The 26,916-nt window shown below is 62.0% G+C and carries 19 protein-coding genes and 1 pseudogene; 14 read left to right on the top strand and 6 right to left on the bottom strand.

The window, feature by feature from the left end:
* Nucleotides 1-119 precede the first annotated feature (119 nt).
* Nucleotides 120-2,810 (top strand): putative bifunctional diguanylate cyclase/phosphodiesterase, encoded by a 2,691-nt coding sequence (locus tag ACSSVH_RS02120; protein ID WP_492634018.1) that lies wholly within the window; start codon nucleotides 120-122, stop codon nucleotides 2,808-2,810.
* Between the two features lie 67 nt (nucleotides 2,811-2,877).
* Nucleotides 2,878-3,525 (top strand): peptide-methionine (S)-S-oxide reductase MsrA, encoded by a 648-nt coding sequence (gene msrA, locus ACSSVH_RS02115; protein ID WP_492634017.1) that lies wholly within the window; start codon nucleotides 2,878-2,880, stop codon nucleotides 3,523-3,525.
* A 96-nt stretch (nucleotides 3,526-3,621) separates the two neighbouring features.
* Here msrA and ACSSVH_RS02110 read toward each other — a convergent pair whose 3' ends face one another.
* A complete protein-coding gene (locus ACSSVH_RS02110; protein WP_032862126.1) occupies nucleotides 3,622-4,458 on the bottom strand; it encodes a 23S rRNA (adenine(2030)-N(6))-methyltransferase RlmJ in 837 nt (278 codons plus the stop codon).
* A gap of 252 nt (nucleotides 4,459-4,710) precedes the next feature.
* On the opposite strand from ACSSVH_RS02110, the gene ACSSVH_RS02105 reads away from it, so the two are divergent.
* Entirely contained in the window at nucleotides 4,711-5,979 is a 1,269-nt protein-coding gene (locus ACSSVH_RS02105) for an O-acetylhomoserine aminocarboxypropyltransferase/cysteine synthase family protein (protein ID WP_492634016.1), read from the top strand.
* A 146-nt stretch (nucleotides 5,980-6,125) separates the two neighbouring features.
* On the opposite strand, the gene putP is transcribed toward ACSSVH_RS02105, so the two are convergent.
* Complete coding sequence (putP, locus tag ACSSVH_RS02100; protein WP_169952316.1) at nucleotides 6,126-7,610, bottom strand: sodium/proline symporter PutP; 1,485 nt, start codon at nucleotides 7,608-7,610, stop codon at nucleotides 6,126-6,128.
* 157 nt (nucleotides 7,611-7,767) lie between these two features.
* Nucleotides 7,768-8,022: a hypothetical protein gene (locus ACSSVH_RS02095; protein WP_492634015.1), complete on the bottom strand. Its 255-nt coding sequence runs from the start codon at nucleotides 8,020-8,022 to the stop codon at nucleotides 7,768-7,770.
* A gap of 29 nt (nucleotides 8,023-8,051) precedes the next feature.
* Between ACSSVH_RS02095 and putA the strand changes: the two genes are divergently transcribed.
* The gene (gene putA / locus ACSSVH_RS02090) at nucleotides 8,052-12,005 is read left to right on the top strand and encodes a trifunctional transcriptional regulator/proline dehydrogenase/L-glutamate gamma-semialdehyde dehydrogenase (RefSeq protein ID WP_169952318.1); all 3,954 of its coding nucleotides are present in this window, start codon (nucleotides 8,052-8,054) and stop codon (nucleotides 12,003-12,005) included.
* Nucleotides 12,006-12,274: 269 nt separating this feature from the next.
* Complete coding sequence (locus ACSSVH_RS02085; RefSeq protein WP_492634014.1) at nucleotides 12,275-14,077, top strand: acyl-CoA dehydrogenase; 1,803 nt, start codon at nucleotides 12,275-12,277, stop codon at nucleotides 14,075-14,077.
* Here ACSSVH_RS02085 and ACSSVH_RS02080 read toward each other — a convergent pair whose 3' ends face one another.
* Both ACSSVH_RS02080 and ACSSVH_RS02075 read right to left on the bottom strand, forming a co-directional pair.
* Complete coding sequence (locus ACSSVH_RS02080; RefSeq protein ID WP_169952322.1) at nucleotides 14,078-14,371, bottom strand: cell division protein ZapA; 294 nt, start codon at nucleotides 14,369-14,371, stop codon at nucleotides 14,078-14,080.
* Nucleotides 14,368-14,598 carry a hypothetical protein gene (locus ACSSVH_RS02075; RefSeq protein WP_029299225.1) on the bottom strand — a complete coding sequence of 77 codons (231 nt, stop codon included), beginning with the start codon at nucleotides 14,596-14,598 and terminating at the stop codon, nucleotides 14,368-14,370. Before ACSSVH_RS02075 ends, ACSSVH_RS02080 begins: the two co-directional genes overlap by 4 nt.
* A 158-nt stretch (nucleotides 14,599-14,756) precedes the next feature.
* Between ACSSVH_RS02075 and ACSSVH_RS02070 the strand changes: the two are divergent.
* From ACSSVH_RS02070 to trxC, 6 genes and pseudogenes are all read left to right on the top strand, one after another.
* Nucleotides 14,757-15,596, top strand: a pseudogene (locus ACSSVH_RS02070) (MCP four helix bundle domain-containing protein); the annotation flags it as partial.
* A 30-nt stretch (nucleotides 15,597-15,626) separates the two neighbouring features.
* Complete coding sequence (locus ACSSVH_RS02065) at nucleotides 15,627-16,499, top strand: methyl-accepting chemotaxis protein (protein ID WP_463671614.1); 873 nt, start codon at nucleotides 15,627-15,629, stop codon at nucleotides 16,497-16,499.
* A 200-nt stretch (nucleotides 16,500-16,699) separates the two neighbouring features.
* Nucleotides 16,700-18,442 (top strand): potassium/proton antiporter, encoded by a 1,743-nt coding sequence (locus ACSSVH_RS02060; protein ID WP_029299228.1) that lies wholly within the window; start codon nucleotides 16,700-16,702, stop codon nucleotides 18,440-18,442.
* 70 nt (nucleotides 18,443-18,512) lie between these two features.
* The gene (gene mscK, locus ACSSVH_RS02055; protein WP_169952326.1) at nucleotides 18,513-21,851 is read left to right on the top strand and encodes a mechanosensitive channel MscK; all 3,339 of its coding nucleotides are present in this window, start codon (nucleotides 18,513-18,515) and stop codon (nucleotides 21,849-21,851) included.
* A 48-nt stretch (nucleotides 21,852-21,899) separates the two neighbouring features.
* On the top strand, nucleotides 21,900-23,363 hold the full coding sequence (gene selO, locus ACSSVH_RS02050) for a protein adenylyltransferase SelO (protein WP_492634013.1): 1,464 nt from the start codon (nucleotides 21,900-21,902) through the stop codon (nucleotides 23,361-23,363).
* 120 nt (nucleotides 23,364-23,483) lie between these two features.
* Nucleotides 23,484-23,918, top strand: a complete 435-nt coding sequence (gene trxC / locus ACSSVH_RS02045; RefSeq protein ID WP_492634012.1) for a thioredoxin TrxC — start codon at nucleotides 23,484-23,486, stop codon at nucleotides 23,916-23,918.
* A gap of 116 nt (nucleotides 23,919-24,034) precedes the next feature.
* Here trxC and ACSSVH_RS02040 read toward each other — a convergent pair whose 3' ends face one another.
* On the bottom strand, nucleotides 24,035-24,805 hold the full coding sequence (locus ACSSVH_RS02040; RefSeq protein WP_169952333.1) for a ParA family protein: 771 nt from the start codon (nucleotides 24,803-24,805) through the stop codon (nucleotides 24,035-24,037).
* 347 nt (nucleotides 24,806-25,152) lie between these two features.
* Here ACSSVH_RS02040 and ACSSVH_RS02035 point away from each other — a divergent pair, with 347 nt between their 5' ends.
* Genes ACSSVH_RS02035 through ACSSVH_RS02025 form a run of 3 tightly spaced genes read left to right on the top strand, consistent with a single transcriptional unit; the run spans nucleotide 25,153 to nucleotide 26,907 of the window.
* A complete protein-coding gene (locus ACSSVH_RS02035) occupies nucleotides 25,153-25,872 on the top strand; it encodes a beta-ketoacyl synthase chain length factor (RefSeq protein ID WP_170042405.1) in 720 nt (239 codons plus the stop codon).
* The gene (locus ACSSVH_RS02030) at nucleotides 25,848-26,660 is read left to right on the top strand and encodes a lysophospholipid acyltransferase family protein (RefSeq protein ID WP_169952337.1); all 813 of its coding nucleotides are present in this window, start codon (nucleotides 25,848-25,850) and stop codon (nucleotides 26,658-26,660) included. Before ACSSVH_RS02035 ends, ACSSVH_RS02030 begins: the two co-directional genes overlap by 25 nt.
* Nucleotides 26,638-26,907 (top strand): phosphopantetheine-binding protein, encoded by a 270-nt coding sequence (locus ACSSVH_RS02025; RefSeq protein ID WP_032862152.1) that lies wholly within the window; start codon nucleotides 26,638-26,640, stop codon nucleotides 26,905-26,907. Before ACSSVH_RS02030 ends, ACSSVH_RS02025 begins: the two co-directional genes overlap by 23 nt.
* The last annotated feature ends 9 nt before the right edge of the window (nucleotides 26,908-26,916 follow it).

Raw genomic sequence — 26,916 nt, 5'->3', positions numbered from 1 at the left:
TAGCACTTAGCCTTCATCCTCTCTTGTCAGTCCGCGCTGCATGATGCAACCTTGCCGCAGACAGCAGCAAAGAGGGCGATAGCCCGGCGCGATGCGCATTTTTCCAAGCGAGTTCCCCCATGAAAAGCCAACCCGATGTCGCCCGAACGGCGGCCGAGGTCGTGACGCAATTACCGGTGCCCTCGCGCCTCGGTATGCTGCGTTTCGAGCGGCTGAATGAGGCTAGCTGGGCGCTGCTGTACCTCGACCCCAATTGTGAACGCCAATTCGGCTTGCCCGCAGTAGAGCTGTGCTCGCTGATCGGCTCGCCCTTCGCCAGCCTGATGGAACCCCAGGCGCGCTATCAGTTGCACGACACGATCCAGCAGCAACTGACCACCAGCCCCCATTACCTGGTGCGCTACACCCTGCACACCAACGACGGCCCGCTGAGCCTGCTGGAGGTCGGCGAGGCCTACAAGCAACACAATCGCCACCTGCTGCGCGGCTACCTGATGGTGGTGGACGGTTTATTCAGCAACCTGGCGCCGCTGCCCGCCGCCGACCTGGAAGACCAGAACAGCCGCCTGCAGATCGCCCTGGAGCTCAACCAGCGCGCCCAACAGGAGCAGTTGCAGCACCTGGAGCGGGTGCGCGCCCAGCAGGAACTGATCCTGCTGCTGGCCCGCCAGCGCTACAGCACCAACAACTCCCTGCAAGAAGCCGCCGAACTGATCACCCGCAGTGCCTGTGACATCTACCAGATCGACTGCGCCAGCATCTGGAACCTCGAAGGCCAGCAGTTGGTGCCGATCTCTGCGTTTCATCGCGCCGACCAGCAACACCATATGCCGGCGCCGATTGATGCCAGTGGCTTCCCGGACTACCTCGAAGCCCTGCAGAGCAGCCGCGCCATCGATGCCGGCAATGCGATGCGCGACCCGCGCACCCGGGACATGGTCGAAAGCCTGCGACCCATGGACATCCACGCCATGCTCGACGCCAGCATCCGCGTCGATGGCCAGGTGGTGGGCGTACTGTGCCTGGAACAAAGCGCTGGCACCCGGGACTGGCTGTCCGATGAAATCGCCTTTGCCGGCGAATTGGCCGACCAGTTCGCCCAGGTCATCAACAACCATAACCGGCGCACCGCCACCAGCGCCCTGCACCTGTTCCAGCGCGCCGTGGAGCAAAGTGCCAATGCCTTCCTGCTGGTCAATTGCGACGGCGTGGTGGAGTACGTCAACCCCAGTTTCACCGCGATCACCCAGTACAGCACCGAGGAAGTCCACGGCCATCGCCTGGCCCAGTTGCCGGCCCTGGAAAACCTCAGCGAACTGCTGTTCGACGCACCCTCCAGCCTTGCCAAGAGCAACAGTTGGCAGGGCGAGTTCAAGAGCCGGCGCAAAAACCTCGAACCGTACTGGGGCCAGCTGTCGATCTCCAAGGTGTATGGCGACAACCGCGAACTGACCCACTACATCGGCATCTACGAAGACATCACCCAGACCAAGCTGGCCCAGCAGCGTATCGAGCGCCTGGCCTACACCGACAACCTGACCAACCTGGGTAACCGCCCGGCGTTTATCCGCAACCTCGACGAACGCTTCGCCCGCGACAGCGACGCGCCCATCAGCCTGCTGCTGGTGGATATCGACAACTTCAAGCGGATCAACGACAGCCTCGGCCACCAGACCGGCGACAAGCTGCTGATCAGCCTGGCCCGACGCCTGCGCAACAGCCTCAATGCCGGTGGCAGCCTGGCACGCTTTGCCAGTAACGAATTTGCGGTGCTGCTCGACAACGCCGACCTTGAGGCCGGCCAGCAAATGGCCTGCCAGTTGCTGATGACCCTCGACAAACCGATGTTCGTCGACAACCAGTTGATCAGCGTCACCGGCTCCGTGGGCCTGGCCTGCGCGCCGCTGCATGGCCGCGACCCGCAGACCCTGATGCGCAACGCCGGCCTGGCGCTGCACAAGGCCAAGGCCAACGGCAAGCACCAGGTGCAGGTGTTTACCGAGGCCCTGAATGCCGAGGCCAGTTACAAACTGTTCGTCGAAAACAACCTGCGCCGCGCCCTGACCCAGAACGAGCTGGACGTGTTCTACCAGCCCAAGCTGTGCCTGCGCAGCGGGCGCCTGCTGGGTATGGAGGCGCTGCTACGCTGGAACCACCCGGAAAAGGGCATGATCCGCCCGGACCAGTTCATCAGCGTCGCCGAAGAGACCGGCCTGATCATCCCCATCGGCAAATGGATCGCGCGCCAGGCCTGCCGCATGAGCAAGCAGTTGAGCGCCGCCGGCCTGGGCAACCTGCAGGTGGCGATCAACCTGTCGCCCAAGCAGTTTTCCGACCCGGACCTGGTGGCCTCCATTGCCAGCATCCTCAAGGAAGAACAGCTGCCGGCCAACCTGCTGGAGCTGGAGCTGACCGAGGGCCTGCTGCTGGAAGCCACCGAAGACACGCGCCTGCAACTGGACCAGTTGAAGAGCTTTGGCCTGACCCTGGCCATGGATGATTTCGGCACCGGTTACTCGTCCCTCAGTTACCTGAAGAAATTCCCCATCGACATCATCAAGATCGACCGCAGCTTTATCCATGAGATCCCGGACAACCAGGACGACATGGAAATCACCTCGGCAGTGATCGCCATGGCGCACAACCTCAAGCTCAAGGTGGTCGCCGAAGGCATCGAGACCGCCGAACAACTGGCGTTCCTGCGCCGCCATCGGTGCGACGTCGGCCAGGGCTACCTGTTCGACCGGCCAATTCCCGGCTCCGAGTTGCTAGAGAAGCTCAAACGCTATCCGCGCGGGCCAATCGCCTGACAGCGCTGTAACACTCGGGCACACTGGTGGTCTGAACTGTTAACTCAACCTGACGAGAGGACTGATCATGGTCTTGCGCTCGGAAATCCTGGTGAATAAAAACGTGCTGCCTACTGCCGAACAAGCCTTGCCTGGTCGTGAAACCCCGATGAACCTGCCCGAGACGCACTTCGTCAACGGTAACCCGCTGCTGGGCCCGTTTATGGACGATGTGGGCTTTGCGATCTTTGGCCTCGGTTGTTTCTGGGGCGCCGAGCGCAAGTTCTGGCAGCGCGACGGCGTGGTCAGCACGGTGGTCGGCTACGCCGGCGGCTTCACGCCAAACCCGACCTATGAAGAAGTCTGCTCGGGCCTGACCGGCCATAGCGAAGTGGTGCTGGTGGTGTATGACCAGGCCAAGCTCAAGTACGAAGACCTGTTGAAGATGTTCTGGGAACTGCACAACCCGACCCAGGGCATGCGCCAGGGCAATGATATCGGCAGCCAGTATCGCTCGGTGATCTATACCACCACGCCTGAGCAACTGGAGGCGGCGCAGGCCAGTGCACAGGCTTATCAGGAAGAACTGACCAAGGCTGGCCTGGGCGAGATCACCACGCAAATCGACAAGGCGCCAACGGTGTACTTCGCCGAGGCCTACCACCAGCAGTACCTGGCGAAGAACCCGCAGGGTTACTGCGGGATCGGCGGTACTGGCGTGACCTGCCCGATCTGACCTCAAAAGCATCGCGGGCAAGCCCGCTCCCACATGGGATCGCATAACCATGTGGGAGCGGGCTTGCCCGCGATAGCAATCTAAAGAGCGATGCCGTTATTCGGCGATCAACCAATCCATCTGCCAGCCACCCTGGGTCTGCCCCAGTTTCTTTGACAGCCACGGCAGCAGCTCACGCAGTTCCTCCTCCAGCCCCCACGGCGGGTTGGCAATCGCCAGGCCCGAGCCGGTCAGGGTGTTGGGCGTGTCCAGCGGATGCACCAGCAATTCCACACGCAGCAGCTTCGGCGCGCCGGTGCCCGCCAGGTCCTGGTAGAAGCGGCGCAACATGCGCTGATCCTTCACCGGGTACCAGATCGCGGCGACCGTCTGGCGCATGCGACCCACGGCTTCCTTGAGGGAGGCGGCGCAGCGCTGCATCTCGTCGAGTTGCTCGAAGGGTGGGTCGATCAGCATCAACGCGCGCTTTTCCGGCACCGGCAGCAAGGCCCGTGGCACGTGCCAACCTTCGCCCAGATGGACCTTCACACGCCGATCGCCCTTCATGTTGTCCTTGAGCAACACACCGTCTTCGGGGTGTTTTTCGTTGAGCAGTACGCGGTCCTGGGGCCGGGTCAGGCGCCGCGCCAGCTCTGGCGAACCCGGGTAATAGCGCAATTGGCCATCCGGGTTCATCTCGTGCAGCACCTGCATGTAGTCGGCGGTCAGCGCCGGCAGGTCCGCCTCGCCCCACAGGCGGGCGATGCCTTCCAGGTATTCACCGGTGCGGTTGGCCTGGTCGCCTTGCAGGTCGTACAGACCAATCCCGGCGTGGGTGTCGAGATAGGCAAACGGCTGCTCCTTGCGCGACATCAGGGCGATGAGGCGGGTCAAGGTCAGGTGTTTGAAGACATCGGCATGGTTGCCGGCGTGAAAGGCGTGACGATAATTCATGGTTGCTCCTGCGCAGGGGGCGAAGTTTACCTTTTACGCGGGCAAAGGTGCAGGGCTGCATGCTGGGCGGTGCTTATGTCGCAAATGTAGGAACAGCAGCGAAAACGTTCTAGCGAGTTATGTGCGAGCGGGCTTGCCCGCGATGCAGGCGACGCGGTATTACCCGTACTCTGCGCTGATGCCATCGCAGGCAAGCCAGCTCCTACCTTATCCGGGGCTGCCCCATGCAATCCAGGGAGGTCAGTAACACTCATGAAAGACGCCACAATCGCATTGCATCACGGCTTCAAGTCGGACCCGACCACCAAGGCCGTCGCCGTGCCGATCTACCAGAACGTCGCGTTCGAGTTCGATAACGCCCAGCACGGCGCCGACCTGTTCAACCTCGACGTGCCCGGCAACATCTACACACGGATCATGAACCCCACCAACGATGTGCTGGAGCAGCGCATGGCGGCGCTGGAAGGCGGGATCGCTGCCCTGGCCGTGTCGGCGGGCAGCGCGGCGATCCACTATGCCATCCAGGCCCTGACCCGCGCCGGCGACAATATCGTCTCCACCCCGCAGTTGTACGGCGGCACCTACACCCTGTTCGCCCACCTGCTGCCGAGCTTCGGCGTGGACGTGCGCTTCGCCCGTGATGACTCGGCCGAGGCCATCGCCGAGCTGATCGACGACAACACCAAGCTGGTGTACTGCGAAAGCATCGGCAACCCGGCCGGCAATATCGTCGACCTGCAGGCCCTGGCCGACGTCGCCCATGCCCGTGGCGTACCGCTGATGGTGGATAACACCGTCGCCACGCCGATCCTGTGCAAGCCGATCCAGTTTGGCGCGGATATCGTCGTGCATTCCCTGACCAAGTATGTCGGCGGCCACGGCAACTCCCTGGGCGGAGTGATCGTCGACAGCGGCACCTTCCCCTGGACCGACTACCCGCACAAATTCCCCGGCCTCAACCAGCCGGAGCCGGCCTACCACGGTGTTGTGTACAGTGAAAAATTCGGCCCGGCGGCCTTTATCGCCCGTGCCCGCACCGTACCGCTGCGCAACACCGGCGCAGCCTTGGCGCCAATGAACGCCTTCCTGCTGCTGCAAGGCCTGGAAACCCTGGCCCTGCGCATGGAGCGCCATACCGAGAACGCGCTGAAAGTCGCGCAGTTCCTGCAAGCCCACGAGCAGGTGGAATGGGTCAGCTACGCCGGCCTGCCGGATCACCCGCACCATCACCTGGCGCAAAAGTACATGCAGGGCAAACCCTCGGCGATCCTGTCCTTCGGCCTCAAGGGCGGCTATGCGGCCGGTGTGCGTTTCTACGATGCGCTGCAAATCTTCAAGCGCCTGGTGAATATCGGCGATGCCAAATCCCTGGCCTGCCATCCGGCGTCCACCACCCACCGGCAGATGAACGAAGACGAGCAAGCCAAGGCCGGGGTACGCCCGGAGATGATCCGCCTGTCGGTGGGTATCGAGGCGGTTGAAGACCTGCTCGATGACCTGCAACAGTCACTGAACGCCTGACTCACCCGCGCACGCAGCCAGGCAAGGCTGGCGTGGCTGCGTGCACTACAGGCAATTTCAGTAAATCCCGACACAAAAAAAGGCCCGCCATCCAAGGATGCGGGCCTTTTTCAGTTCACCTGGCCATCAAGGCCAATACGAACGCCTCATTTGTTGAGGTTGTAGTCTTTCTCGGCAGCAGTGAAGCGCTCAACCATACCGGCAGTCGGGGCGCCCATCTTGCTCACGAAGTAGATCGCCAGGCTGGCGAACAGGAAGCCTGGGATGATTTCGTACAGACCCAGCAGTTCGAAGTGTTTCCACACGATCACGGTGATCGCGCCGACCAGGATCCCGGCCAGTGCGCCGTTGCGGGTCATGCCTTTCCACAGGACCGAGATCAGCACCACAGGACCGAACGCAGCGCCGAAGCCGGCCCAAGCGTAGCTCACCAGGCCCAGTACGCGATTTTCCGGGTTGGCGGCCATTGCGATCGCGATCAACGCCACCACCAGCACCATGATCCGGCCGACCCATACCAGCTCAAGCTGGGACGCGCCCTTGCGCAGGAACGCCTTGTAGAAGTCTTCGGTCAGGGCGCTGGAGCACACCAGCAGTTGGCAGCTCAGGGTGCTCATCACGGCAGCCAGGATGGCCGACAGCAGCACGCCAGCAATCCACGGATTGAACAGCAGCTTGGCCAGTTCGATGAACACACGCTCAGGGTTTTCGGTCACGGGACCGGCGACTTCAGGGTGTGCCGAGAAGTAGGCAATACCGAAGAAGCCTACCGCCACGGTGCCGGCCAGGCACAGGATCATCCAGGTCATGGAGATACGACGGGCATTGGCAATCGACTTGACCGAATCCGCCGCCATGAACCGCGCGAGGATGTGCGGCTGGCCGAAGTAGCCCAGGCCCCAGCCCATCAGCGAGATGATGCCGATGAAGGTGGTGTTTTTGAGCATGTCGAAGTTGGTTGGATCGTTCGCTTCGATAGCCAGGAACGTGGTATCGACACCGCCGGTGGCCAACAGCACGATGATTGGCGTGAGAATCAACGCGAAGATCATCAGCGTAGCTTGTACGGTATCTGTCCAGCTCACTGCCAGGAAACCACCGATGAAGGTGTAGGCAATCGTCGCCGCAGCACCGGCCCACAGCGCAGTCCCGTAGGACATGCCAAAGGTGCTTTCGAACAAACGCGCACCCGCGACGATGCCGGAGGCGCAGTAGATGGTGAAGAACACCAGGATCACTACCGCCGAGATAATCCGCAGCAGGCCGCTTTTGTCTTCAAAGCGGCTGGAGAAGTAGTCCGGCAGGGTCAGGGCGTCGCCGTTGTGTTCGGTCTGCACGCGCAGGCGACCGGCCACAAACAGCCAGTTCAGGTAAGCACCGACGATCAGGCCGATGGCGATCCAGCTTTCCGACAGGCCCGACATGTAGATGGCGCCCGGCAGGCCCATCAACAACCAGCCGCTCATATCCGAGGCGCCAGCCGAGAGTGCGGTAACGACGCTGCCGAGGCTGCGACCACCGAGGATGTAATCGGAAAGGTTATTGGTGGAGCGATAGGCCATGAGACCGATCAGCACCATTGCGGCGATGTAGATCACAAATGTGATCAGGGTTGGATTACTTACGCTCATTGAGTTACGCCCTGGCTTTGTTTTTATGTAGCGGCGGTCTGTCAGCTCTTGTAGACGAAGCTGCATGCCGCGCATTTATGACTGACGTTTCCCCAGGAAAGCCATCAGCCGATGAACCGAACTTTACAATTGGTTGCACCTTGGCCGCGAATGCTATTCAACAAAGCAAATAAGGTGCAACCAGTTTCTTGAGAATTAGTTGCACCTGTAGGCGTTTTTCGGCAAATGGCAGTTTTTTGCTCCTTTTCGGAGCAAGAACAGCCAAATCCAGAAGTAAATGCACCAACAGCAAGCCGATTCTGTCGAGTGAAAATGAATTCTGACGAGCAGTGCGGATTTCCTGAAGAAAATGGGTTGCACCCGGTTGCACCTCGTACGGCGCAAAGCTAATCTTGCGGCCAGCTGATGCCACGCAGTAGTGGCACCCATGAGGATAAAAATATGGCTACGACCACCCTTGGGGTCAAACTCGATGACCCGACCCGCGAACGCCTGAAGGCCGCCGCGACCTCCATTGATCGCACGCCGCACTGGCTGATCAAGCAGGCAATTTTCAATTACCTGGAGAAACTGGAGGGTGGTGCAACCCTGACCGAACTCAACGGTTCGGGCCTCAAGGACGCAGACGACGCCGGTGAGGTGCAGAACGACCACGCCCACCAGTGCTTCCTCGAATTTGCCGAAAGCATCCTGCCGCAATCGGTGCTGCGCGCCTCGATCACTGCCGCCTACCGCCGCCCTGAGCCGGAAGTGGTGCCGATGCTGATCGAGCAGGCCCGCCTGCCGGCCCAGATGGCCGAAGCTACCAACAAGCTGGCCGCCTCGATTGCCGAAAAACTGCGTAACCAGAAGAGTGCCGGCGGCCGTGCCGGTATCGTCCAGGGCCTGCTGCAGGAATTTTCCCTATCGTCCCAGGAAGGCGTGGCGCTGATGTGCCTGGCCGAAGCGCTGCTGCGCATCCCTGACAAGGGCACCCGTGACGCGCTGATCCGCGACAAGATCAGCACCGGCAACTGGCAGCCGCACCTGGGCAACAGCCCGTCGCTGTTCGTCAACGCCGCCACCTGGGGCCTGCTGCTGACCGGCAAACTGGTCGCCACCCACAACGAGGCCGGCCTGACCTCCTCCCTGAGCCGCATCATCGGCAAGAGCGGCGAGCCGATGATCCGCAAAGGCGTCGACATGGCCATGCGCCTGATGGGCGAACAGTTCGTCACCGGCGAAACCATCGCCGAAGCCCTGGCCAACGCGAGCAAGTTCGAAGCCAAGGGCTTCCGCTATTCCTACGACATGCTCGGTGAAGCTGCACTGACCGAACACGATGCACAGAAGTACCTGGCCTCGTACGAACAAGCCATTCACTCCATCGGCAAAGCCTCTCACGGCCGTGGGATTTATGAAGGCCCGGGCATCTCCATCAAGCTGTCGGCCCTGCACCCGCGCTACAGCCGTGCCCAGTACGAGCGCGTGATGGACGAGCTGTACCCGCGCCTGCTGTCCCTGACCCTGCTGGCCAAGCAATACGACATCGGCCTGAACATCGATGCCGAAGAAGCCGACCGCCTGGAGCTGTCCCTGGACCTGCTCGAGCGCCTGTGCTTCGAGCCGCAACTGACCGGCTGGAACGGTATCGGTTTCGTGATCCAGGCCTACCAGAAGCGCTGCCCGTACGTGATCGACTACGTGATCGACCTGGCACGCCGCAGCCGTCACCGCCTGATGATCCGCCTGGTAAAAGGTGCGTACTGGGACAGCGAGATCAAGCGCGCCCAGGTCGAAGGCCTGGAAGGCTACCCGGTCTACACCCGCAAGGTGTACACCGACGTTTCCTACATCGCCTGCGCACGCAAGCTGCTGTCGGTACCGGAAGTCATCTACCCGCAGTTCGCCACGCACAACGCCCACACCCTGTCGGCCATCTACCATATTGCCGGCCAGAACTATTACCCCGGCCAGTACGAGTTCCAGTGCCTGCACGGCATGGGTGAACCGCTGTACGAACAGGTTGTAGGCAAGGTTTCCGAAGGAAAGCTGAACCGTCCGTGCCGCGTGTACGCTCCGGTCGGCACCCACGAAACACTGCTGGCCTACCTGGTGCGTCGCCTGCTGGAAAACGGCGCCAACACCTCGTTCGTCAACCGGATCGCCGACCAATCCATCTCGATCCAGGAGCTGGTGGCCGATCCAGTGGCCAGCATCGAGCAGATGGCTACGCTGGAAGGCGGCTTCGGCCTGCCGCACCCGCGTATCCCACTGCCGCGCGACCTGTATGGCAGCGAGCGCGCCAACTCGGCCGGTATCGACCTGGCCAACGAACACCGCCTGGCGTCGCTGTCCTGCGCCTTGCTGGCCACCGCGCACAACAACTGGAAAGCCGCGCCGATGCTCGGCTGTGCTTCGAGCAATGAAGCCGCTGTGCCGGTACTGAACCCGTCCGACCTGCGGGATGTAGTCGGCCATGTCCAGGAAGCCACGGTCGAAGACGTGGACAACGCGATCCAGTGCGCCCTCAACGCCGCACCGATCTGGCAGGCCACCCCGCCGGCCGAACGCGCCGCGATCCTGGAACGTGCCGCCGACTTGATGGAAGGCGAGATCCAGCCGCTGATGGGCCTGCTGGCCCGCGAAGCCGGCAAGACCTTCGCCAACGCCATCGCCGAAGTGCGTGAAGCCGTGGACTTCCTGCGCTACTACGCAGTGCAGGCGCGTAACGACTTCACCAACGACGCCCACCGCCCACTGGGCCCGGTAGTCTGCATCAGCCCGTGGAACTTCCCGCTGGCGATCTTCAGCGGCCAAGTCGCCGCCGCACTCGCCGCCGGCAACCCGGTACTGGCCAAGCCGGCCGAACAAACCCCGCTGGTTGCCGCGCAAGCCGTGCGCCTGCTGCTGGAAGCCGGCATCCCGGAAGGCGTGCTGCAACTGCTGCCGGGCCAGGGCGAAAGCGTCGGTGCCCGCCTGGTGGGTGATGATCGCGTCAAAGGCGTGATGTTCACCGGCTCCACCGAAGTGGCGCGCCTGCTGCAACGCAACGTCGCCGGGCGCCTGGATGCCCAGGGCCGCCCAATCCCGCTGATCGCCGAAACCGGTGGCCAGAACGCGATGATCGTCGACTCCTCGGCCCTGACCGAACAGGTGGTGATCGACGTCGTGTCCTCGGCCTTCGACAGTGCCGGCCAGCGTTGCTCTGCCTTGCGCGTACTGTGCCTGCAGGAAGACTCGGCAGACCGCGTCATCGAAATGCTCAAGGGCGCCATGGCCGAATGCCGTCTCGGCAATCCGGAGCGCCTGTCCGTGGATATCGGCCCGGTAATTGACGCCGAAGCCAAGGCGGGCATCGAGAAACACATCCAGGCCATGCGCGACAAGGGTCGCACCGTGTATCAGGTGGCAATCGCCGACAGCGAAGAAATCAAGCGCGGCACCTTCGTGATGCCAACCCTGATCGAGCTGGAAAGCTTCGACGAGCTGCAACGGGAGATCTTCGGCCCGGTCCTGCACGTGGTGCGCTACAAGCGCAAGGAAATCGACCAGTTGATCGGTCAGATCAATGCTTCTGGCTACGGTCTGACCCTGGGCGTGCACACCCGTATCGACGAGACCATCGCCAAGGTGATCGACAACGTCCATGCCGGTAACGTCTACGTCAACCGCAACATCGTCGGGGCCGTGGTCGGCGTGCAGCCATTCGGCGGCGAAGGCTTGTCGGGCACCGGTCCGAAAGCCGGTGGCCCGCTGTACCTGTACCGCCTGCTGTCGACACGTCCTACCGATGCGATCGAGCAATCCTTCGTACGGGGTGACGCACTGGCCGCGCCGGATGTACGTCTGCGTGACGCCATGAGCCAACCGCTGACCGCCCTGAAAACCTGGGCCGAGAGCAATAAGTTCAGCGACCTGGGCGCCCTGTGCAACCAGTTCGCCGCGCAATCGCAAAGCGGTATCACCCGCCTGCTGGCCGGCCCGACCGGCGAGCGCAACAGCTACGCCATCCTGCCCCGCGAGCACGTACTGTGCCTGGCAGAGGTGGAAGGCGATCTGCTGGCGCAACTGGCGGCGGTATTGGCTGTAGGCAGCTCGGCGGTATGGCCGGAAACTGACCTGACCAAGGCGCTGTTCCCACGGCTGCCGAAGGAAGTTCAGGCGAAGATCCAGCGCGTGGCCGACTGGACCAAGGACGAAGTGATCTTCGATGCGGTCCTGCACCATGGCGATTGCGACCAACTGCGCGGGGTTTGCCAGCAAGTGGCGCAGCGTAGCGGCGCGATTGTCGGGGTCAACGGCCTGTCTTCGGGCGAAACCAACATTGCGTTGGAGCGCCTGGTGATCGAACGTGCATTGAGCGTCAACACCGCTGCGGCGGGTGGTAACGCGAGCTTGATGACCATCGGCTAATCAATCCAGTGGGGCACCTGCAATGGGTGCCCCACTGCATTGCATCGGTCGAAACCGGATAAATGTGGGAGCGGGCTTGCCTGCGATAGTGGCGGGTCAGCCATGCAAATATTGCCTGGCCTACCGCTATCGCCGGCAAGCCAGCTCCCACATTGACCGCGTCATACCTTTGCGCTGTGTTTTGCTGCTCCATCACCCAGATCAATCTTGCTATCGCGCCTCTATTCGCGCACTTAGACTGCGGCCTATTCCCACATAGGTAAGCCGCCATGTCCGAGACGCTCCTCAGTTCCCGCAATCTGGCTTTCGAGCTGTATGAAGTCCTCGATGCCGAGGGCCTGACCCAGCGCGAGCGGTTTGCCGAACATAATCGCGAAACCTTCGATGCCGCCATCGGCACTGCCCGCAGCATCGCCGAAAAGTACTTCGCCCCGCACAACCGCAAAGGTGACGAAAACGAACCGCGCTACGAAGACGGCCAGGCGATCCTGATCCCGGAGGTGAAACCTGCCGTGGATGCCTTCCTCGAAGCCGGCTTTCTGAATGCGGCGCGCAGTTTCGAAGCCGGGGGCATGCAACTGCCGACACTGCTGTCCCAGGCCTGCTTTGCGCATTTCCAGTCAGCCAATGCGGCTTCCACTTCGTACCCGTTCCTGACCATGGGCGCGGCCAATCTGATCGAAAGTTTTGGCACCGAGGAGCAGAAGCAGCGTTTTCTGCAACCGATGATCGAAGGCCGGTTCTTCGGCACCATGGCCTTGACCGAGCCCCATGCCGGCTCGTCGCTGTCGGATATCCGCACCCGCGCCGAACCGGCGGCGGACGGCACTTACCGGCTCAAGGGCAACAAGATCTTTATCTCCGGTGGCGACCACCCGCTGTCGGAAAACATCGTGCACATGGTCCTGGCCAAACTGCCGGACGCGCCCGCTGGGGTGAAGGGCATTTCGCTGTTTATCGTGCCCAAGTTCCTGGTCAACGAGGACGGCAGCCTGGGCCAGCGCAATGATGTGCTGCTGGCCGGGCTGTTCCACAAGATGGGTTGGCGCGGCACCACTTCGACGGCGCTGAATTTCGGCGATAACGGCGAGTGTGTCGGCTATCTGGTGGGCAAGCCGCACCAAGGCCTGGCGTGCATGTTCCAAATGATGAACGAGGCACGGATTGGCGTCGGCATGGGCGCGGTGATGCTTGGCTACGCCGGTTACCTGTATTCCCTGGAGTACGCCCGGGAACGCCCGCAAGGCCGCCTGCCGGACAGCAAGGACCCGAACACCGCACCGGTGTCGATCATCCAGCACGCCGATATCAAGCGCATGCTGCTCACGCAAAAAGCCTATGTGGAAGGCGCCTTCGACCTGGGCCTGTACGCCGCGCGGCTGTTCGATGACACCACCACCCTGGACAACGAAACCGCGCGCAAGCAGGCCCATGAATTGCTCGATCTGCTGACGCCGATCGTCAAGTCCTGGCCGTCGGAGTTCTGCCTCAAGGCCAACGAACTGGCGATCCAGATTCTCGGCGGCCACGGCTACACCCGCGAATACCCGGTGGAGCAGTACTACCGCGACAACCGTCTGAACCCGATCCACGAAGGCACCCACGGCATCCAGTCCCTGGACCTGCTGGGGCGCAAGCTGGGGCAAAACGGCGGCGCGGGCTTGAAACAGTTGATTCGCCTGATCGCCGAGACGGGCGCACGGGCGCAGGAATATCCGTCACTCACGCCATTGCGCGAGCCGCTGGAGCAACTGGTGGCACGCCTGCAAAGGGTGACCCTGGGACTGTTGACGGATCTCGCCCAGGGCAAGGTCAACAGCAGCCTGGCGAACTCGGCGCTGTACCTGAAAGTGTTTGGACATACGGTGATTGGCTGGCGCTGGCTGGAACAGGCGATCCGCGCCGAAGAAGGGCTGGCCAGGGGCAATGCGGCGGATGTGGCCTTCTATAAAGGCAAGCTGCAAGCGGCCCGGTACTTCCTGACCTGGGAAGTACCGGGCTGCCATCATGAACTGTCGATCCTGGAAACTCGGGACGATACGTGCCTGGCCATGCAGGATGAATGGTTCTGATCAGGGCTGGCCGATGGCCTTGGCAATCACGTCGACCGTGGCGCTGACTTGCTCTTGGTAACGGTCGAGTTCCTGCTGGTGACGCTGCTGCATGTCGATCTGCTCGGCACATAGATTCAGCGCCGCCAGCACCAGCAGTTTGTCGCCGATCAGGGTCGGGTACTTCTGCTTGGTGGTGGCCAGGGACGCCTTGAGCAGGGTCACGGCCTTGAGCAGGGTGTTGTCTTCCCCGTCCGGTGCCTTGATCGAGTAATCCTCACCGAGAATCGAAACGACCTTTATCCCTTCACTCATGCGCTCACAGGACCTGCGCTCACACGCTCAACCAACGCCTGGATACGGGCTGCGGTGGCGCCCTGCTTTTCTTCCTGTTCCATCAGGTTCAGTTGCAAGCTGTCGTTCTCATCCTTGGCGCGGGCCAGTTCCGCCTTGAGGGATTCGTTGGTGCCCAGCAATGCTTGATTCTGCTGCACCAGGTCACTGACCAGTTGTTCCAGTTGGCTGAGGGATGTTTCTAACATTTTGAATTCTCGGGCTTTTTCAAAGGGCGGTGACGATAAAGAAAATTCACCGTGGAAGCCAGGGTTATCCTGGCGCGCAGCCCCGATTTCACGGGTCAGGCCACGCTGTGGAGCCTTAGTGACTGCATTTACGCCATCTGGTTCCTGAATCCATTCCAATGCGCGCAAGGTGCGACAAAAGCGCACAGCCCCTCAAGACTTTAGTCGTATGTCCGATAGGTCATGCTTACCCCGCCTCAAAGCCGCACGGATCGCGCCTCTCCCAGGACCATTGCATGTCTCTTCGTAATATGAATATCGCGCCGCGCGCGTTTCTCGGCTTCGCGTGCATTGGTGCGCTGATGTTGTTTCTCGGTATTTTTGCGCTGAACCAGATGAGCAAGATCCGTGGCGCCACCGAAGACATCACCCTGCGCAGCGTGCCGAGCATTCGCGCGCTGGACGACTTCACCCAACTGACCCTGCGCCTGCGCGTGCTGTCCTACCGCTTGCTGACCAACCGCGAGCCGGATGTGCAACAAAAGACCCTGGAAGCCTTTGAATTGCGCAACCAGCAGATTCGTGCCGCCCAGAGCGTGTACGAAAAGCTGATCGACAGCCGCGAGGAGCGCTCGGCCTACGACGATTATGTACGCTTGCTGGGCCAGTACCGGCAGATCGAAGAGCGGATGAAGAGCCTGTCGCGCAACAATCAGACCGAAGAGCTGCGCACCTTGCTCAACACCGAACTGCTGAGCAACTCCGAGGCGGTCAACGCGGTGCTGACGCGCCTGCTGGACATCAACAATTCGATGGCCAACGACAGCAACCAGAAAGCTGCCGATCAATATGATTCAGCCTTTGACCTGGTAGTGGCCCTGCTGGTGCTGGCCACGGCGCTGACTGTGCTGTTTGCCTGGCTGCTGACCCGCAGCATCACCCTGCCCATTGCCCAGGCCCTGGACGCCGCCGAGAACATTGCCGAAGGCAACCTGACCCAGCCGATCAAGGTCGATGGCGACGACGAAGCCGGCCGCCTGTTGCGCGCGATGAATAAAATGCAGGAGAAATTGCGCGACACCCTGCAGCGCATTTCCGGCTCGGCCACTCAACTGGCCTCGGCTGCCGAAGAGCTGAACGCCGTCACCGACGAAAGCGCCCGTGGCCTGACCCAGCAGAACAATGAAATCGAGCAGGCAGCCACCGCTGTCAACGAGATGACCAGCGCCGTCGAAGAAGTCGCGCGCAATGCGGTCAGCACCTCCGAGGCCTCGAAAAACGCCACCACCTCGGCGGGCGATGGCCGCGACCTGGTGCAGGAAACCGTCAGCGCCATCGAACGCATGAGCGGCGATGTACAGGGCACCGCCACCCTGATCGGCGCCCTGGCCGAAGAATCGCGGGATATCGGCAAGGTGCTGGATGTGATTCGCGGCCTGGCCGACCAGACCAACCTGCTGGCCCTCAACGCCGCCATCGAAGCGGCGCGTGCCGGGGAAGCCGGGCGTGGTTTTGCGGTGGTTGCCGATGAAGTGCGGGCCCTGGCCCATCGCACCCAGCAATCGACCAGTGAAATCGAGCGGATGATCGGCAGTATCCAGGCCGGCACTGAACAGGCGGTGGACTCGATGCGCAACAGCACCGAGCGCGCCGAGTCGACGCTCAATATCGCCAAAGGCGCAGGGATGTCCCTGGATACCATCAACAGCGCGATTATCGAGATCAACGAGCGCAACCTGGTGATCGCCAGCGCCGCCGAAGAGCAGGCCCAGGTCGCGCGGGAAGTGGACCGCAACCTGGTGAACATCCGCGACTTGTCGGTGCAATCGGCCACGGGCGCCAGCCAGACCAGTGCGGCCAGCGGCGAGTTGTCACGCCTGGCGGTGGATTTGAATGGGATGGTGGGGCGTTTCCGCCTCTGAAATACAGTCACCCCCTGTAGGAGCTGGCTTGCCTGCGATGGCAGCGCCGCGGTGAGCCTGATTCACCGCGGCGCTGCCATCGCAGGCAAGCCAGCTCCTACAAAAGCTTTTTGACAGCGCAGCAATTCAACAGGTTAGAATCGCTGGCACGCAGACTGCATGGTCAGTCTGCGCCTCGCCTTAATTCCGGAGTACTGCCTTTGAATGCGACGACCATCAACAGCCTGTTCTTGATCGGCGCGTTGCTGGTAAGTGCGAGCATTCTGGTGAGTTCTCTTTCGTCCCGCCTGGGGATCCCGATCCTGGTGATTATCCTGGCCGTGGGCATGATCGCCGGCGTCGATGGCGGCGGGATCATTTTCGATAACTACCCTACCGCGTACCTGGTGGGCAACCTGGCATTGGCAGTGATCCTGCTCGATGGCGGCTTGCGGACCCGGGTCGCGAGCTTTCGCGTGGCACTGTGGCCGGCCCTGTCGCTGGCTACCGTGGGGGTGTTGATAACCACCGGCCTCACCGGTATGGCGGCGGCCTGGCTGTTTGACCTCAATATCATCCAGGGCCTGCTGATCGGCGCCATCGTCGGCTCCACCGACGCCGCCGCCGTGTTCTCGCTGCTGGGCGGCAAGGGCCTGAACGAACGGGTCAGCGCCAGCCTGGAAATCGAATCCGGCAGCAACGACCCGATGGCGGTGTTCCTCACCGTAACCCTGATCGACATGCTCGCCAGCGGCCAGACTGGCCTGCACTGGAGCCTGTTGACCCACCTGATCCGCGAATTCGGGATCGGCGGCATTATCGGCCTGGGCGGCGGTTGGTTGATGCTGCAACTGGTCAACCGGATCAACCTGGCAAACGGCCTGTACCCGATCCTGGTGATCGCCGGCGGCCTGTTCGTCTTCGCCTTGACCAACGCCTTGCACGGCAGCGGCTTCCTCGCCGTGTACCTGTGCGGCCTGGTGATCGGCAACCGTCCGGTGCGCAGCCGCCACGGCATCCTGCATATGCTCGACGGCATGGCCTGGCTGGCGCAGATCGGCATGTTCCTGGTGCTGGGGCTGCTGGTCACGCCCCATGACCTGCTGCCCATCGCCCTGCCGGCCCTGGGCCTGGCGCTGTGGATGATCCTGTTTGCGCGGCCGCTGTCGGTGGCGGTTGGCCTGCTGCCGTTCAAGGCGTTTCATGGCCGCGAAAAAGTGTTTATCGCCTGGGTCGGCCTGCGCGGCGCGGTGCCGATCATTCTTGCGGTGTTCCCGCTGATGGCCGGCTTGCCCCATGCCCAGCTGTATTTCAACCTGGCGTTCTTTATCGTGCTGGTGTCGTTGCTGGTGCAGGGCACCAGCCTGCCGTGGGTAGCCAAGCTCTTGAAAGTAACGGTACCGCCCGAGCCCGCGCCGATTTCCCGGGCGGCCCTGGAAGTACACGTCACCAGCGAGTGGGAGTTGTTCGTCTACCGCCTGGGTGCCGAGAAATGGTGCATCGGCGCCGCCCTGCGCGAGCTGAAAATGCCCGAAGGCACGCGGATCGCCGCCCTGTTTCGCGGCCAGCAACTGCTCCATCCGTCGGGTAGTACGGTGCTCGAAGCCGATGATTTGCTGTGCGTGATCGGCCATGAACACAACCTCGCCGCCCTCGGCAAGCTGTTCAGCCAGGCGCCGCAACGGGGCCTGGACCTGCGCTTCTTCGGCGACTTCGTGCTCGAAGGCGACGCCCAGCTGGGCGCGGTGTCGGCGCTGTACGGGCTCAAGCTCGACGGCATCGATCCGGACATGCCGCTGGGCCAGTTCATCACGCAGAAGGTCGGTGGCGCCCCCATCGTCGGCGACCAGGTGGAGTGGAACAACACCATTTGGACAGTCGCCGTGATGGACGGGAACAAGATCGGCAAAGTCGGCGTCAGATTCCCCGAAGGAAGTCGCCCGGCCCCCGGACTCTTCCTCTAAACTGCGGGGCGACGGTGTGCCATTGGCCATCAACACGCCCCCTATTCTTCATCTTGTTCGACCGGTCTCTATGACAATCCTGCGCACTTTTTTAGCCACTGCCCTGCTGGGCCTGAGTCTCTGCGTCAGCCCGGTATTCGCCGCCGACCCGCCAAGCATCGAAAGTGTGCAACAGACCCTGGACAAGCTGCCGGACCGCAAACTGCCTGACGCCGACATGAAGGCGCTGCAAAATGTGTTGCAGCAGACCCTGACGTTGCTGGGCAACAAGCAGGACTACGAGCAACGCCTGAGCGATCTCAAGCGCCAATTGCAAGACGCGCCACGCCAGACCACGGAAAACGCCCGTGAACTGGCCCGGCTCAAGGCCACCAAGGTGGTCCCGGTCGCCCAGCGCTACGCCAGCCTGCCAGTGCCGCAGCTCGAACAACTGCTGGTGCAGCGCAGCACCCAGCAAGGCGACCTACAAAAGGAGTTGGCCGACGCCAACAGCCTGAGCATCGCCGCCCAAACCCGCCCCGAGCGTGCCCAGACCGAAATCAGCAACAGCCAGACGCGCATCCAGCAGATCAACGGCATCCTCAAGGCCGGCAAGGACAATGGCAAACCGCTAAATGGCGACCAGCGCAACCTGCTGAACGCCGAACTGGCGGCGCTCAACGCCTTGATCCCGCTGCGCCGCCAGGAGCTGGCGGGCAACAGCCAACTGCAAGACCTAGGTAACAGCCAACATGACCTGGCGGTGGAAAAAACCGCGCGCCTGGAGCAGGAAATCCAGGACCTGCAAACCCTGATCAACCAGAAACGCCTGGCCCAGTCCCAGGAAACCGTGACCCAGCAGTCCATCGAAGCGCAGAAAGCCGGTGGCAGCAGCCTGCTGGCTACGGAAAGCGCAGCCAACCTGAAACTCTCTGACTACCTGCTCAAAAGCACCGACCGGCTCAATGAGCTGACCCAGCAGAACCTGCAAACCAAACAGCTGCTGGACAACGTGACCCAGAGCGATTCGGCCCTGGACGAGCAGATCAACGTGCTCAAGGGCAGCCTGCTGCTATCGAAGATCCTCTATAAACAGAAACAGGCCTTGCCGCGCCTGAAGGTCGACCGCGACCTGGCCGACGATATCGCCAACATTCGTCTGTACCAGTTCGAGGTCAACCAGCAGCGCGAACTGATCAGTTCGCCCAGCACCTACGTCGACAACCTGCTGGCCAACCAGCCCGAGGACCAGGTCACGCCACAGTTGCGCCGCACCCTGCTGGAGCTGGCCGTGACCCGCAGCGACCTGCTCGAACGCCTGAGCCGGGAGTTGAGCGCGCTGCTCAACGAATCCATCACCCTGCAACTGAACCAGAAACAACTGCTCAGCACCGCCGCCAGCCTGCGCGCGACCCTCGACGAACAGATGTTCTGGATCCCCAGCAACAAGCCGCTGGACGTCGAATGGCTCGAAGGCGTGCCCAACCGCCTGAGCAAACAGGTCGACACCCTGCCCTGGGCCTCCAGCCTCAGCGAACTGTATGACGGCCTGGCCCAGCGCCCGCTGCTGTTCCTGCCCCTGCTGCTATTGATCGGCGCGCTGTTGTGGCGGCGCAACAGCCTCTACGAGCGCCTGAAAAAAATCCATATGGATATCGGGCACTTCAAGCGGGACAGCCAGTGGCACACTCCGGTCGCGATCCTGGTGAATATCCTGCTGGCCTTGCCGGTAACCCTCGGCCTGGCGCTGTGCGGCTACGCCCTGCAGATCGATGCACGCGGGCAGAACGCCAACCTGGGCATGGCCCTGGTGCAAATTTCCCAGGCGTGGCTGGTGTTCTACACCGCCTATCGCATCCTCGCGCCGGGTGGCGTGGCCGAATTGCATTTCCGCTGGGAAAAACCCCAGGTCGAGTTTCTCCAGGGCTGGATCCGCAAGCTGGGGCTGGTGGTGCTGGCGCTGGTGGCCGTGGTGTCCATCGCCGAGCACCAGCCGGCAGCCCTGGCCGATGATGTGCTGGGGATCGCCGTAGTCCTCACCTGTTATGGGCTGATGGCCTGGTTGCTCAGCCGCCTGCTGCTCAACAGCCCGACCCATGAAAAGGCCTCGCTGTTTCGCAAGGTCGTCGGCGTGGCGTTTACCGCGCTGCCCATCGCGCTGTTTATCGCCGTGTGTTTTGGCTACTACTACACCGCGCTCAAACTCAGCGACCGCCTGATCAACACCCTGTACCTGCTGATGTTCTGGCTGGTGATCGAAGCCACCTTCGTCCGTGGCCTGGGTGTTGCCGCGCGGCGCCTGGCCTATGCCCGGGCACTGGCCAAACGCCAGGCCGCCAAGGAAGCCGGCGACGGCGAAGTGGTGATCGAGGAACCGACCCTGGATATCGAGCAGGTCAACGAACAATCCATGCGCCTGATCCGCCTGGCCCTGCTCGGCGGCTTTATTGCGGCGCTGTACTGGGTCTGGTCGGACCTGATCTCGGTGTTCTCCTACCTGGACAACGTCACCCTCTACGAATACACCAGCGGCACCGGCGCCAATATCAGCATGGTGCCCATCAGCATCGGCGACATGCTGGGCGCACTGATCATCATCGGCATTACCTTTGCCCTGGCGCGCAACCTGCCGGGCCTGCTGGAAGTACTGGTGCTGTCGAAGCTGGACCTGGCCCAGGGCAGCGCCTATGCCACCACCACCCTGCTGTCGTATGTGATCGCCGGCGTGGGCTTTGTGTCGACCCTGTCGACCCTCGGGGTGAGCTGGGACAAGTTGCAATGGCTGGTGGCCGCACTGTCGGTGGGCCTGGGCTTCGGCATGCAGGAGATCTTCGCCAACTTTATCTCCGGCATCATGATCCTGTTCGAGCGCCCGGTGCGCATCGGCGACACCATTACCATCGGCAACCTGTCGGGCACGGTGAGCAAGATCCGCATCCGCGCCACCACCATCACCGACTTCGACCGCAAGGACATCATTGTCCCGAACAAAACCTTCATCACTGGGCAACTGATCAACTGGTCGCTGACCGACACCATCACCCGGGTGACCCTCAAGCTCGGCGTGGACTACGGCTCCGACCTGGACCTGGTGAAGGAATTGTTGCTCAAGGCCGCCAGGGATAACCCACGGGTATTGAAAGACCCGGAACCCCACGTGTACTTCCTCAATTTTGGCGAAAGCACCCTGGACCACGAACTGCGCATGCATGTGCGCGACCTCGGCGACCGCAACCCGGTCATCGATGAGGTCAACCGCTTCATCAACCGCGAGTTCAAGAAGCAGAGCATCAACATTTCGTTCCGCCAGATGGAGGTTTACCTGAAGAACCTGCACGGCCAGGAATACAAACTGGTGGAAATCGAGCCCTTGAGCAAACCGGCCAATGACGGCTCGCCGCAACCCACGCCGCCGGCCAAACTCGACTAACCGCGCTATCCCCAGCAGAATGCTCGGACATTCTGCTGGAGATGGCCGGTGAAAGCCCTCGACGACCTGACCTTCGACAACCGCTTCGCCCGCCTGGGCGACGGTTTCTCAACCCACGTATTGCCCGAGCCCATCGACGAGCCGCGGCTGGTGGTGGCGAGCAACGCCGCCATGGCCCTGCTGGACCTCGATCCAGCCGTCGCCCAGACGCCAGTGTTTGCCGAACTGTTCGGCGGCCACAAGCTGTGGGCCGAGGCCGAACCGCGGGCGATGGTCTATTCCGGGCATCAGTTTGGCTCCTATAACCCGCAACTGGGGGATGGTCGCGGCTTGCTGCTGGGCGAGGTGTATAACGCGGCGGGCGAACACTGGGACTTGCACCTCAAGGGCGCCGGGCAAACGCCGTACTCACGCATGGGCGATGGCCGCGCGGTGCTGCGTTCGTCGATCCGCGAGTTTCTCGCCTCCGAAGCCTTGCACGCCCTGGGCATCCCCAGCAGCCGCGCCCTGTGCGTGATCGGCTCGGACACCCCGGTATGGCGCGAGAAGCAGGAACGCGCGGCCATGGTCCTGCGCCTGGCGCTGAGCCATATCCGCTTTGGGCACTTCGAATACTTCTACTACACCCAGAAAACCGAGCTGCACCAGCAACTGGCCGAGCATGTGCTGAAGTTGCACTTCGCCCACTGCCAGGAGCAACCCGAGCCGTACCTGGCGATGTTCCGCGAGATCGTCGAGCGCAATGCCGAGTTGATCGCCAAATGGCAGGCCTACGGCTTTTGTCACGGGGTGATGAACACCGACAACATGTCGATCCTGGGCATTACCTTCGACTTCGGGCCGTTTGCCTTCCTCGATGACTTCGACGCCCACTTCATCTGCAACCACTCCGATCACGAAGGCCGCTACTCCTTCAGCAACCAGGTGCCCATCGGCCAATGGAACCTCAGCGCCCTGGCCCAGGCGCTGACGCCGTACATCAGCGTTGACGCCCTGCGCGAGACCCTGGGCCTGTACCTGCCGCTGTACCAGGCCCACTACCTGGACCTGATGCGCCGCCGCCTGGGCCTGACCACCGCCGAAGACGATGACCAGAAACTGCTGGAGCGCCTGCTGCAACTGATGCAAAACAGTGGCGTGGACTACACCTTGTTCTTCCGCCATCTGGGCGACGAATCCGCCGCACTGGCCGTAGCGCACCTGCGCGATGACTTTGTCGACCGCGCGGGCTTCGATGCCTGGGCCGACGAGTACAAGGCCCGGGTTGAACGCGACGGCACCGGCAGCGAGGCAGAACGCCGCGAGCGCATGCACGCGGTCAACCCGCTGTACATCCTACGCAACTACCTGGCGCAAAACGCCATCACCGCCGCCGAATCAGGTGACTACAGTGAAGTGCGACGGCTGCATGAGGTATTGAGCCAGCCATTTGAAGAACAGGCCGGGATGGAGCAGTACGCGCAACGGCCGCCCGATTGGGGCAAGCATTTGGAGATCAGTTGTTCGTCCTAGGATCAAAAGCGCAGCGTGCTCACGCCACGTTAGTCTTCACTGTCGCCTATTCATCTGGCCTTGATAATCCCCGTGACGGGCGCCAGATTGAGCCCATAGGCCACACCCAAGGAGCCCATCATGTCCGATTCTCTTGTAATCCCCTGCCCACACTGCAACGCCCTCAACCGCATCCCCCACGAACGCCTGGGCGATGCCCCAAAGTGCGGGCGCTGCAAGCAGCCGGCGTTGCTCGGCAAACCGTTTGAATTAAGCCAGGGCGATTATTCCAGCCAGATCAAGGGCGATTTACCGCTCCTAGTGGATGTGTGGGCCGAATGGTGCGGGCCGTGCAAGTCGTTTGCGCCGGTGTTTGAACAGGCGGCCGGGCAGTTGGCCGGCAAGTGCCGGCTGGCCAAGCTCGATAGCGAGGCCAACCAGCAGCTTTCGGCGCAATTGGGCATTCGCTCGATTCCCAGCCTGATCCTGTTCAAGAACGGCCGGGAAGTGGCGCGCCAGAGCGGGGCATTTGCGTTACCGCAACTGATGAGCTGGTTGCGTAGCCAAGGGGTGTAACCCTGTAGGAGCGGGCTTGCCCGCGATGGCGAGGGGCAGCTTGATGGATATGCAAGCTGGCACACCGTCATCGCAGGCAAGCCAGCTCCCACATCGAGCGTGCTCATCCTTGATGATCAGGCGTTTTCCAGCAGGTTATGCAACTCCACAAACTGCTGGGTCAGCTTGTGGCGCGGGTCGAGGTGGATCAGCGGTTTGCTCTCCTGGTGGGATTCGCGCATGCGCACCGAACTGGCCAGGTACACCGGCAGTACCGGCAGGCCCTCGGCGATCAACTCGTCCAGCATCTTCTGCGGCAGGCTCGCCCGGGCCTGGAACTGGTTGACCACGATGCCTTCCACTTCAAGGCCTTCGTTGTGGTCCTCCTTGAGCTCTTCGATTTCCGCCAGCAGGCCGTACAGCGCCTGGCGCGAAAAGCTGTCGCAATCGAAAGGGATCAGTACCCGATCAGCCGCGATCAACGCCGAAACCGCATAGAAGTTCAGGGCCGGCGGGGTATCCAGGTAAATCCGGTCGTAATCCTCGGCCAGTTCATCCAGCAGCTTTCGCAGCTTGTTGATCTTGTGCTTGGCCTCGAGCTTGGGCTGCAGGTCCGCCAGTTCTGCGGTGGCGGTGATGACGTGCAGGTTGTCGAACGGGGTTTCGTAGATATCCACCTGGTTTTTCTTCGAAAACGGCCCGGATGACAGGGTCTGCTTGAAGAAATCGGCAATGCCCATGGGAATATCGTCACCCGTCAGCCCTGTCAGGTACTGGGTCGAGTTGGCCTGTGCATCGAGGTCCACCAACAGGGTTCGATAGCCTTCGCTGGCGCTGACCGCCGCCAGGTTGCAGGCGATGCTGGACTTGCCAACGCCACCTTTTTGATTGAACACCACGCGCCGCATGGAAAAACCTCCGTGTATCAATGAATGCCCGAGTGTAGAGGGCAAAAGCGCCCGCTCGCTACCTTGATCAAGCTTGTACTACAGCATCTGAAGACAGATCCCGCATAACTATCTCGTAATACGCCAACCAATAAAGAGTTGCCTGACACCAGCCCCCCGTAGCCATTGGCGGACAATCACTGATTCTTTTCGGCGAATTTGTAATTTCTCGTGAACAATTCTTTACCAAAGTTTGCTAGAACCCCACCGCACCGGGATAATGCGCGCCACTCGGCCATCGCGCCATGCCCCGGTTTTATGGGCAATTTGCAGCACAAGGAAGCCCGCAGGGGCGGGAAATCTTCTCAGTGATCAACTTCAACATCGCCCAATGGCGCGCCTGGGCCCCTGGGCTCGACAGCGTGGATGCCTGGCGCGACTGGTGCCAGGCCCCAGTGTTGGTGGCCCAAAGCGATGCCGCGCCCGATGTGTCGTTCCTGCCGGCCATGCAGCGCCGGCGCCTGAGCCGCCTGGCCCGGATGGCCTTCAGTGTCGGCTGGCCCTTGGCCGACGGCCTGCAGGACCTGCCGCTGGTATTTGTCTCGCGTCATGGCGAAACCCCACGCACCCTGGACATTCTCAGCGACCTGGCCAACGACCAGCCGCTGTCGCCCACCCAATTCAGCCTGTCGGTACACAATGCGGTGATTGGCCTGTGGTCGATCCTGCGTAACGAAACCAGCGAAATGACCGCCCTGGCAGCCGCGGGCGACGGCCTGGAGCACGGCATGCTCGAAGCCGCAGCCCTGCTCAACGAAGGCGCGCCGGTCGTTCTGCTGGTGATTACCGAAGAGCAGCCACCCCTGGCCTACGCGCGGTGGATCGATGATGTGCCGTTCCCCTACGCCCTGGGCCTGCTGCTGACCCCAGGCGACGAATGGCAACTGGCGCTGCACACCACAACGGTCCAACCCACCGAGACCCAGTGGCCCCACGCCCTGAACCTGCTGCGCACCCTGCTCACCGAGCAAGGTGCCTGCCAACATGCCTGGAAGAACCGAGTATGGAACTGGCAACGCAAACCCTGACCGACAAGCCCCGGGACGCCTACTACTGGCGCCTGTTCGCCACGGCAGCCAGCTTCGTGCTGTTCGGCGTGGGCGGCTTGTGCCTGCGCTTGCTGGTGTTCCCGCTGCTCAGTTGCCTGCCGGGGGACGCCCGGCAGCACCAGCGCCGTGCGCGCCTGACCGTCGGGCGGTTGTTCTGGTTCTTTATCAACATGATGTACCGCGCCGGCATTCTCACCTACAGCGTCGAAGGCGCCGAAAAACTCGGGCGCCCCGGGCAGATGATCATCGCCAACCACCCGTCGCTGATCGACGTCGTGGTGCTGATCGGCCTGGTACGCCAGGCCAATTGCGTGGTCAAGCAGAGCCTGTGGCAGAACCCCTTCACCCGTGGCCCCGTGAATGATGCCGGCTATATCAGCAACGATGGCAGCATCGACATGCTCGATGCCGCCGCCAGTGCCCTGCGAGGCGGCCAGACCCTGATTATCTTTCCCGAAGGCACCCGCACCGTGCCGGGCAAAGCCCCGGCCTTTCATCGCGGGGCCGCCGCCATCGCCCTGCGCGGTGCGACAATCATCACCCCCGTGGTGCTCAAGGTCAGCCCGACCACGCTGACCAAGGCCGAGCCCTGGTATCGCATCCCCAACCGCCGCTTTCACTTCAGTTTGCGGGTGGGTGCCGATATAGATCCACAGGTGTTTGCCTCACAAGGGCCACCACCTCAGGCCTCACGCAAGCTCAACGATTATCTGCATCACTATTTCATTAAGGAGCTCGCCGAAGATGAGCAACCCCAACAGCCTTGAACACGAAATCAAAACCCTGATCATCGAGGCCCTGGGCCTGGAAGACATCGACGCCTGCGACATCGGCAGCGAGCAAACCCTGTTCGGCGAAGGCCTGGGCCTGGATTCGGTAGATGCCCTGGAATTGGGCCTGGCGATCCAGAAAAAGTACGGCATCAAGATCGATGCCGACGCCAAGGACACCCGCAATCACTTTATCAACGTGGCCAGCCTCGCGGCGTTCGTCACGGCCCGACAGGCAGCTTGAGACCCGACC

The organism is Pseudomonas sp. HC1(2025) (assembly GCF_058742075.1).
Note: the sequence above shows the minus strand (reverse complement) of the source record. Positions and strands in the feature narration are given on the sequence as shown.

What these genes read in the sequence shown, in the direction of transcription:
- ACSSVH_RS02120 (WP_492634018.1), top strand. Translation starts at nt 120, where the DNA reads ATGAAAAGCCAACCCGATGTCGCCCGAACGGCGGCCGAGGTCGTGACG.
- msrA (WP_492634017.1), top strand. Translation starts at nt 2,878, where the DNA reads ATGGTCTTGCGCTCGGAAATCCTGGTGAATAAAAACGTGCTGCCTACT.
- ACSSVH_RS02110 (WP_032862126.1), bottom strand. Translation starts at nt 4,458, where the DNA reads ATGAATTATCGTCACGCCTTTCACGCCGGCAACCATGCCGATGTCTTC.
- ACSSVH_RS02105 (WP_492634016.1), top strand. Translation starts at nt 4,711, where the DNA reads ATGAAAGACGCCACAATCGCATTGCATCACGGCTTCAAGTCGGACCCG.
- putP (WP_169952316.1), bottom strand. Translation starts at nt 7,610, where the DNA reads ATGAGCGTAAGTAATCCAACCCTGATCACATTTGTGATCTACATCGCC.
- putA (WP_169952318.1), top strand. Translation starts at nt 8,052, where the DNA reads ATGGCTACGACCACCCTTGGGGTCAAACTCGATGACCCGACCCGCGAA.
- ACSSVH_RS02085 (WP_492634014.1), top strand. Translation starts at nt 12,275, where the DNA reads ATGTCCGAGACGCTCCTCAGTTCCCGCAATCTGGCTTTCGAGCTGTAT.
- ACSSVH_RS02080 (WP_169952322.1), bottom strand. Translation starts at nt 14,371, where the DNA reads ATGAGTGAAGGGATAAAGGTCGTTTCGATTCTCGGTGAGGATTACTCG.
- ACSSVH_RS02075 (WP_029299225.1), bottom strand. Translation starts at nt 14,598, where the DNA reads ATGTTAGAAACATCCCTCAGCCAACTGGAACAACTGGTCAGTGACCTG.
- ACSSVH_RS02065 (WP_463671614.1), top strand. Translation starts at nt 15,627, where the DNA reads ATGAATAAAATGCAGGAGAAATTGCGCGACACCCTGCAGCGCATTTCC.
- mscK (WP_169952326.1), top strand. Translation starts at nt 18,513, where the DNA reads ATGACAATCCTGCGCACTTTTTTAGCCACTGCCCTGCTGGGCCTGAGT.
- trxC (WP_492634012.1), top strand. Translation starts at nt 23,484, where the DNA reads ATGTCCGATTCTCTTGTAATCCCCTGCCCACACTGCAACGCCCTCAAC.
- ACSSVH_RS02040 (WP_169952333.1), bottom strand. Translation starts at nt 24,805, where the DNA reads ATGCGGCGCGTGGTGTTCAATCAAAAAGGTGGCGTTGGCAAGTCCAGC.
- ACSSVH_RS02030 (WP_169952337.1), top strand. Translation starts at nt 25,848, where the DNA reads ATGGAACTGGCAACGCAAACCCTGACCGACAAGCCCCGGGACGCCTAC.
- ACSSVH_RS02025 (WP_032862152.1), top strand. Translation starts at nt 26,638, where the DNA reads ATGAGCAACCCCAACAGCCTTGAACACGAAATCAAAACCCTGATCATC.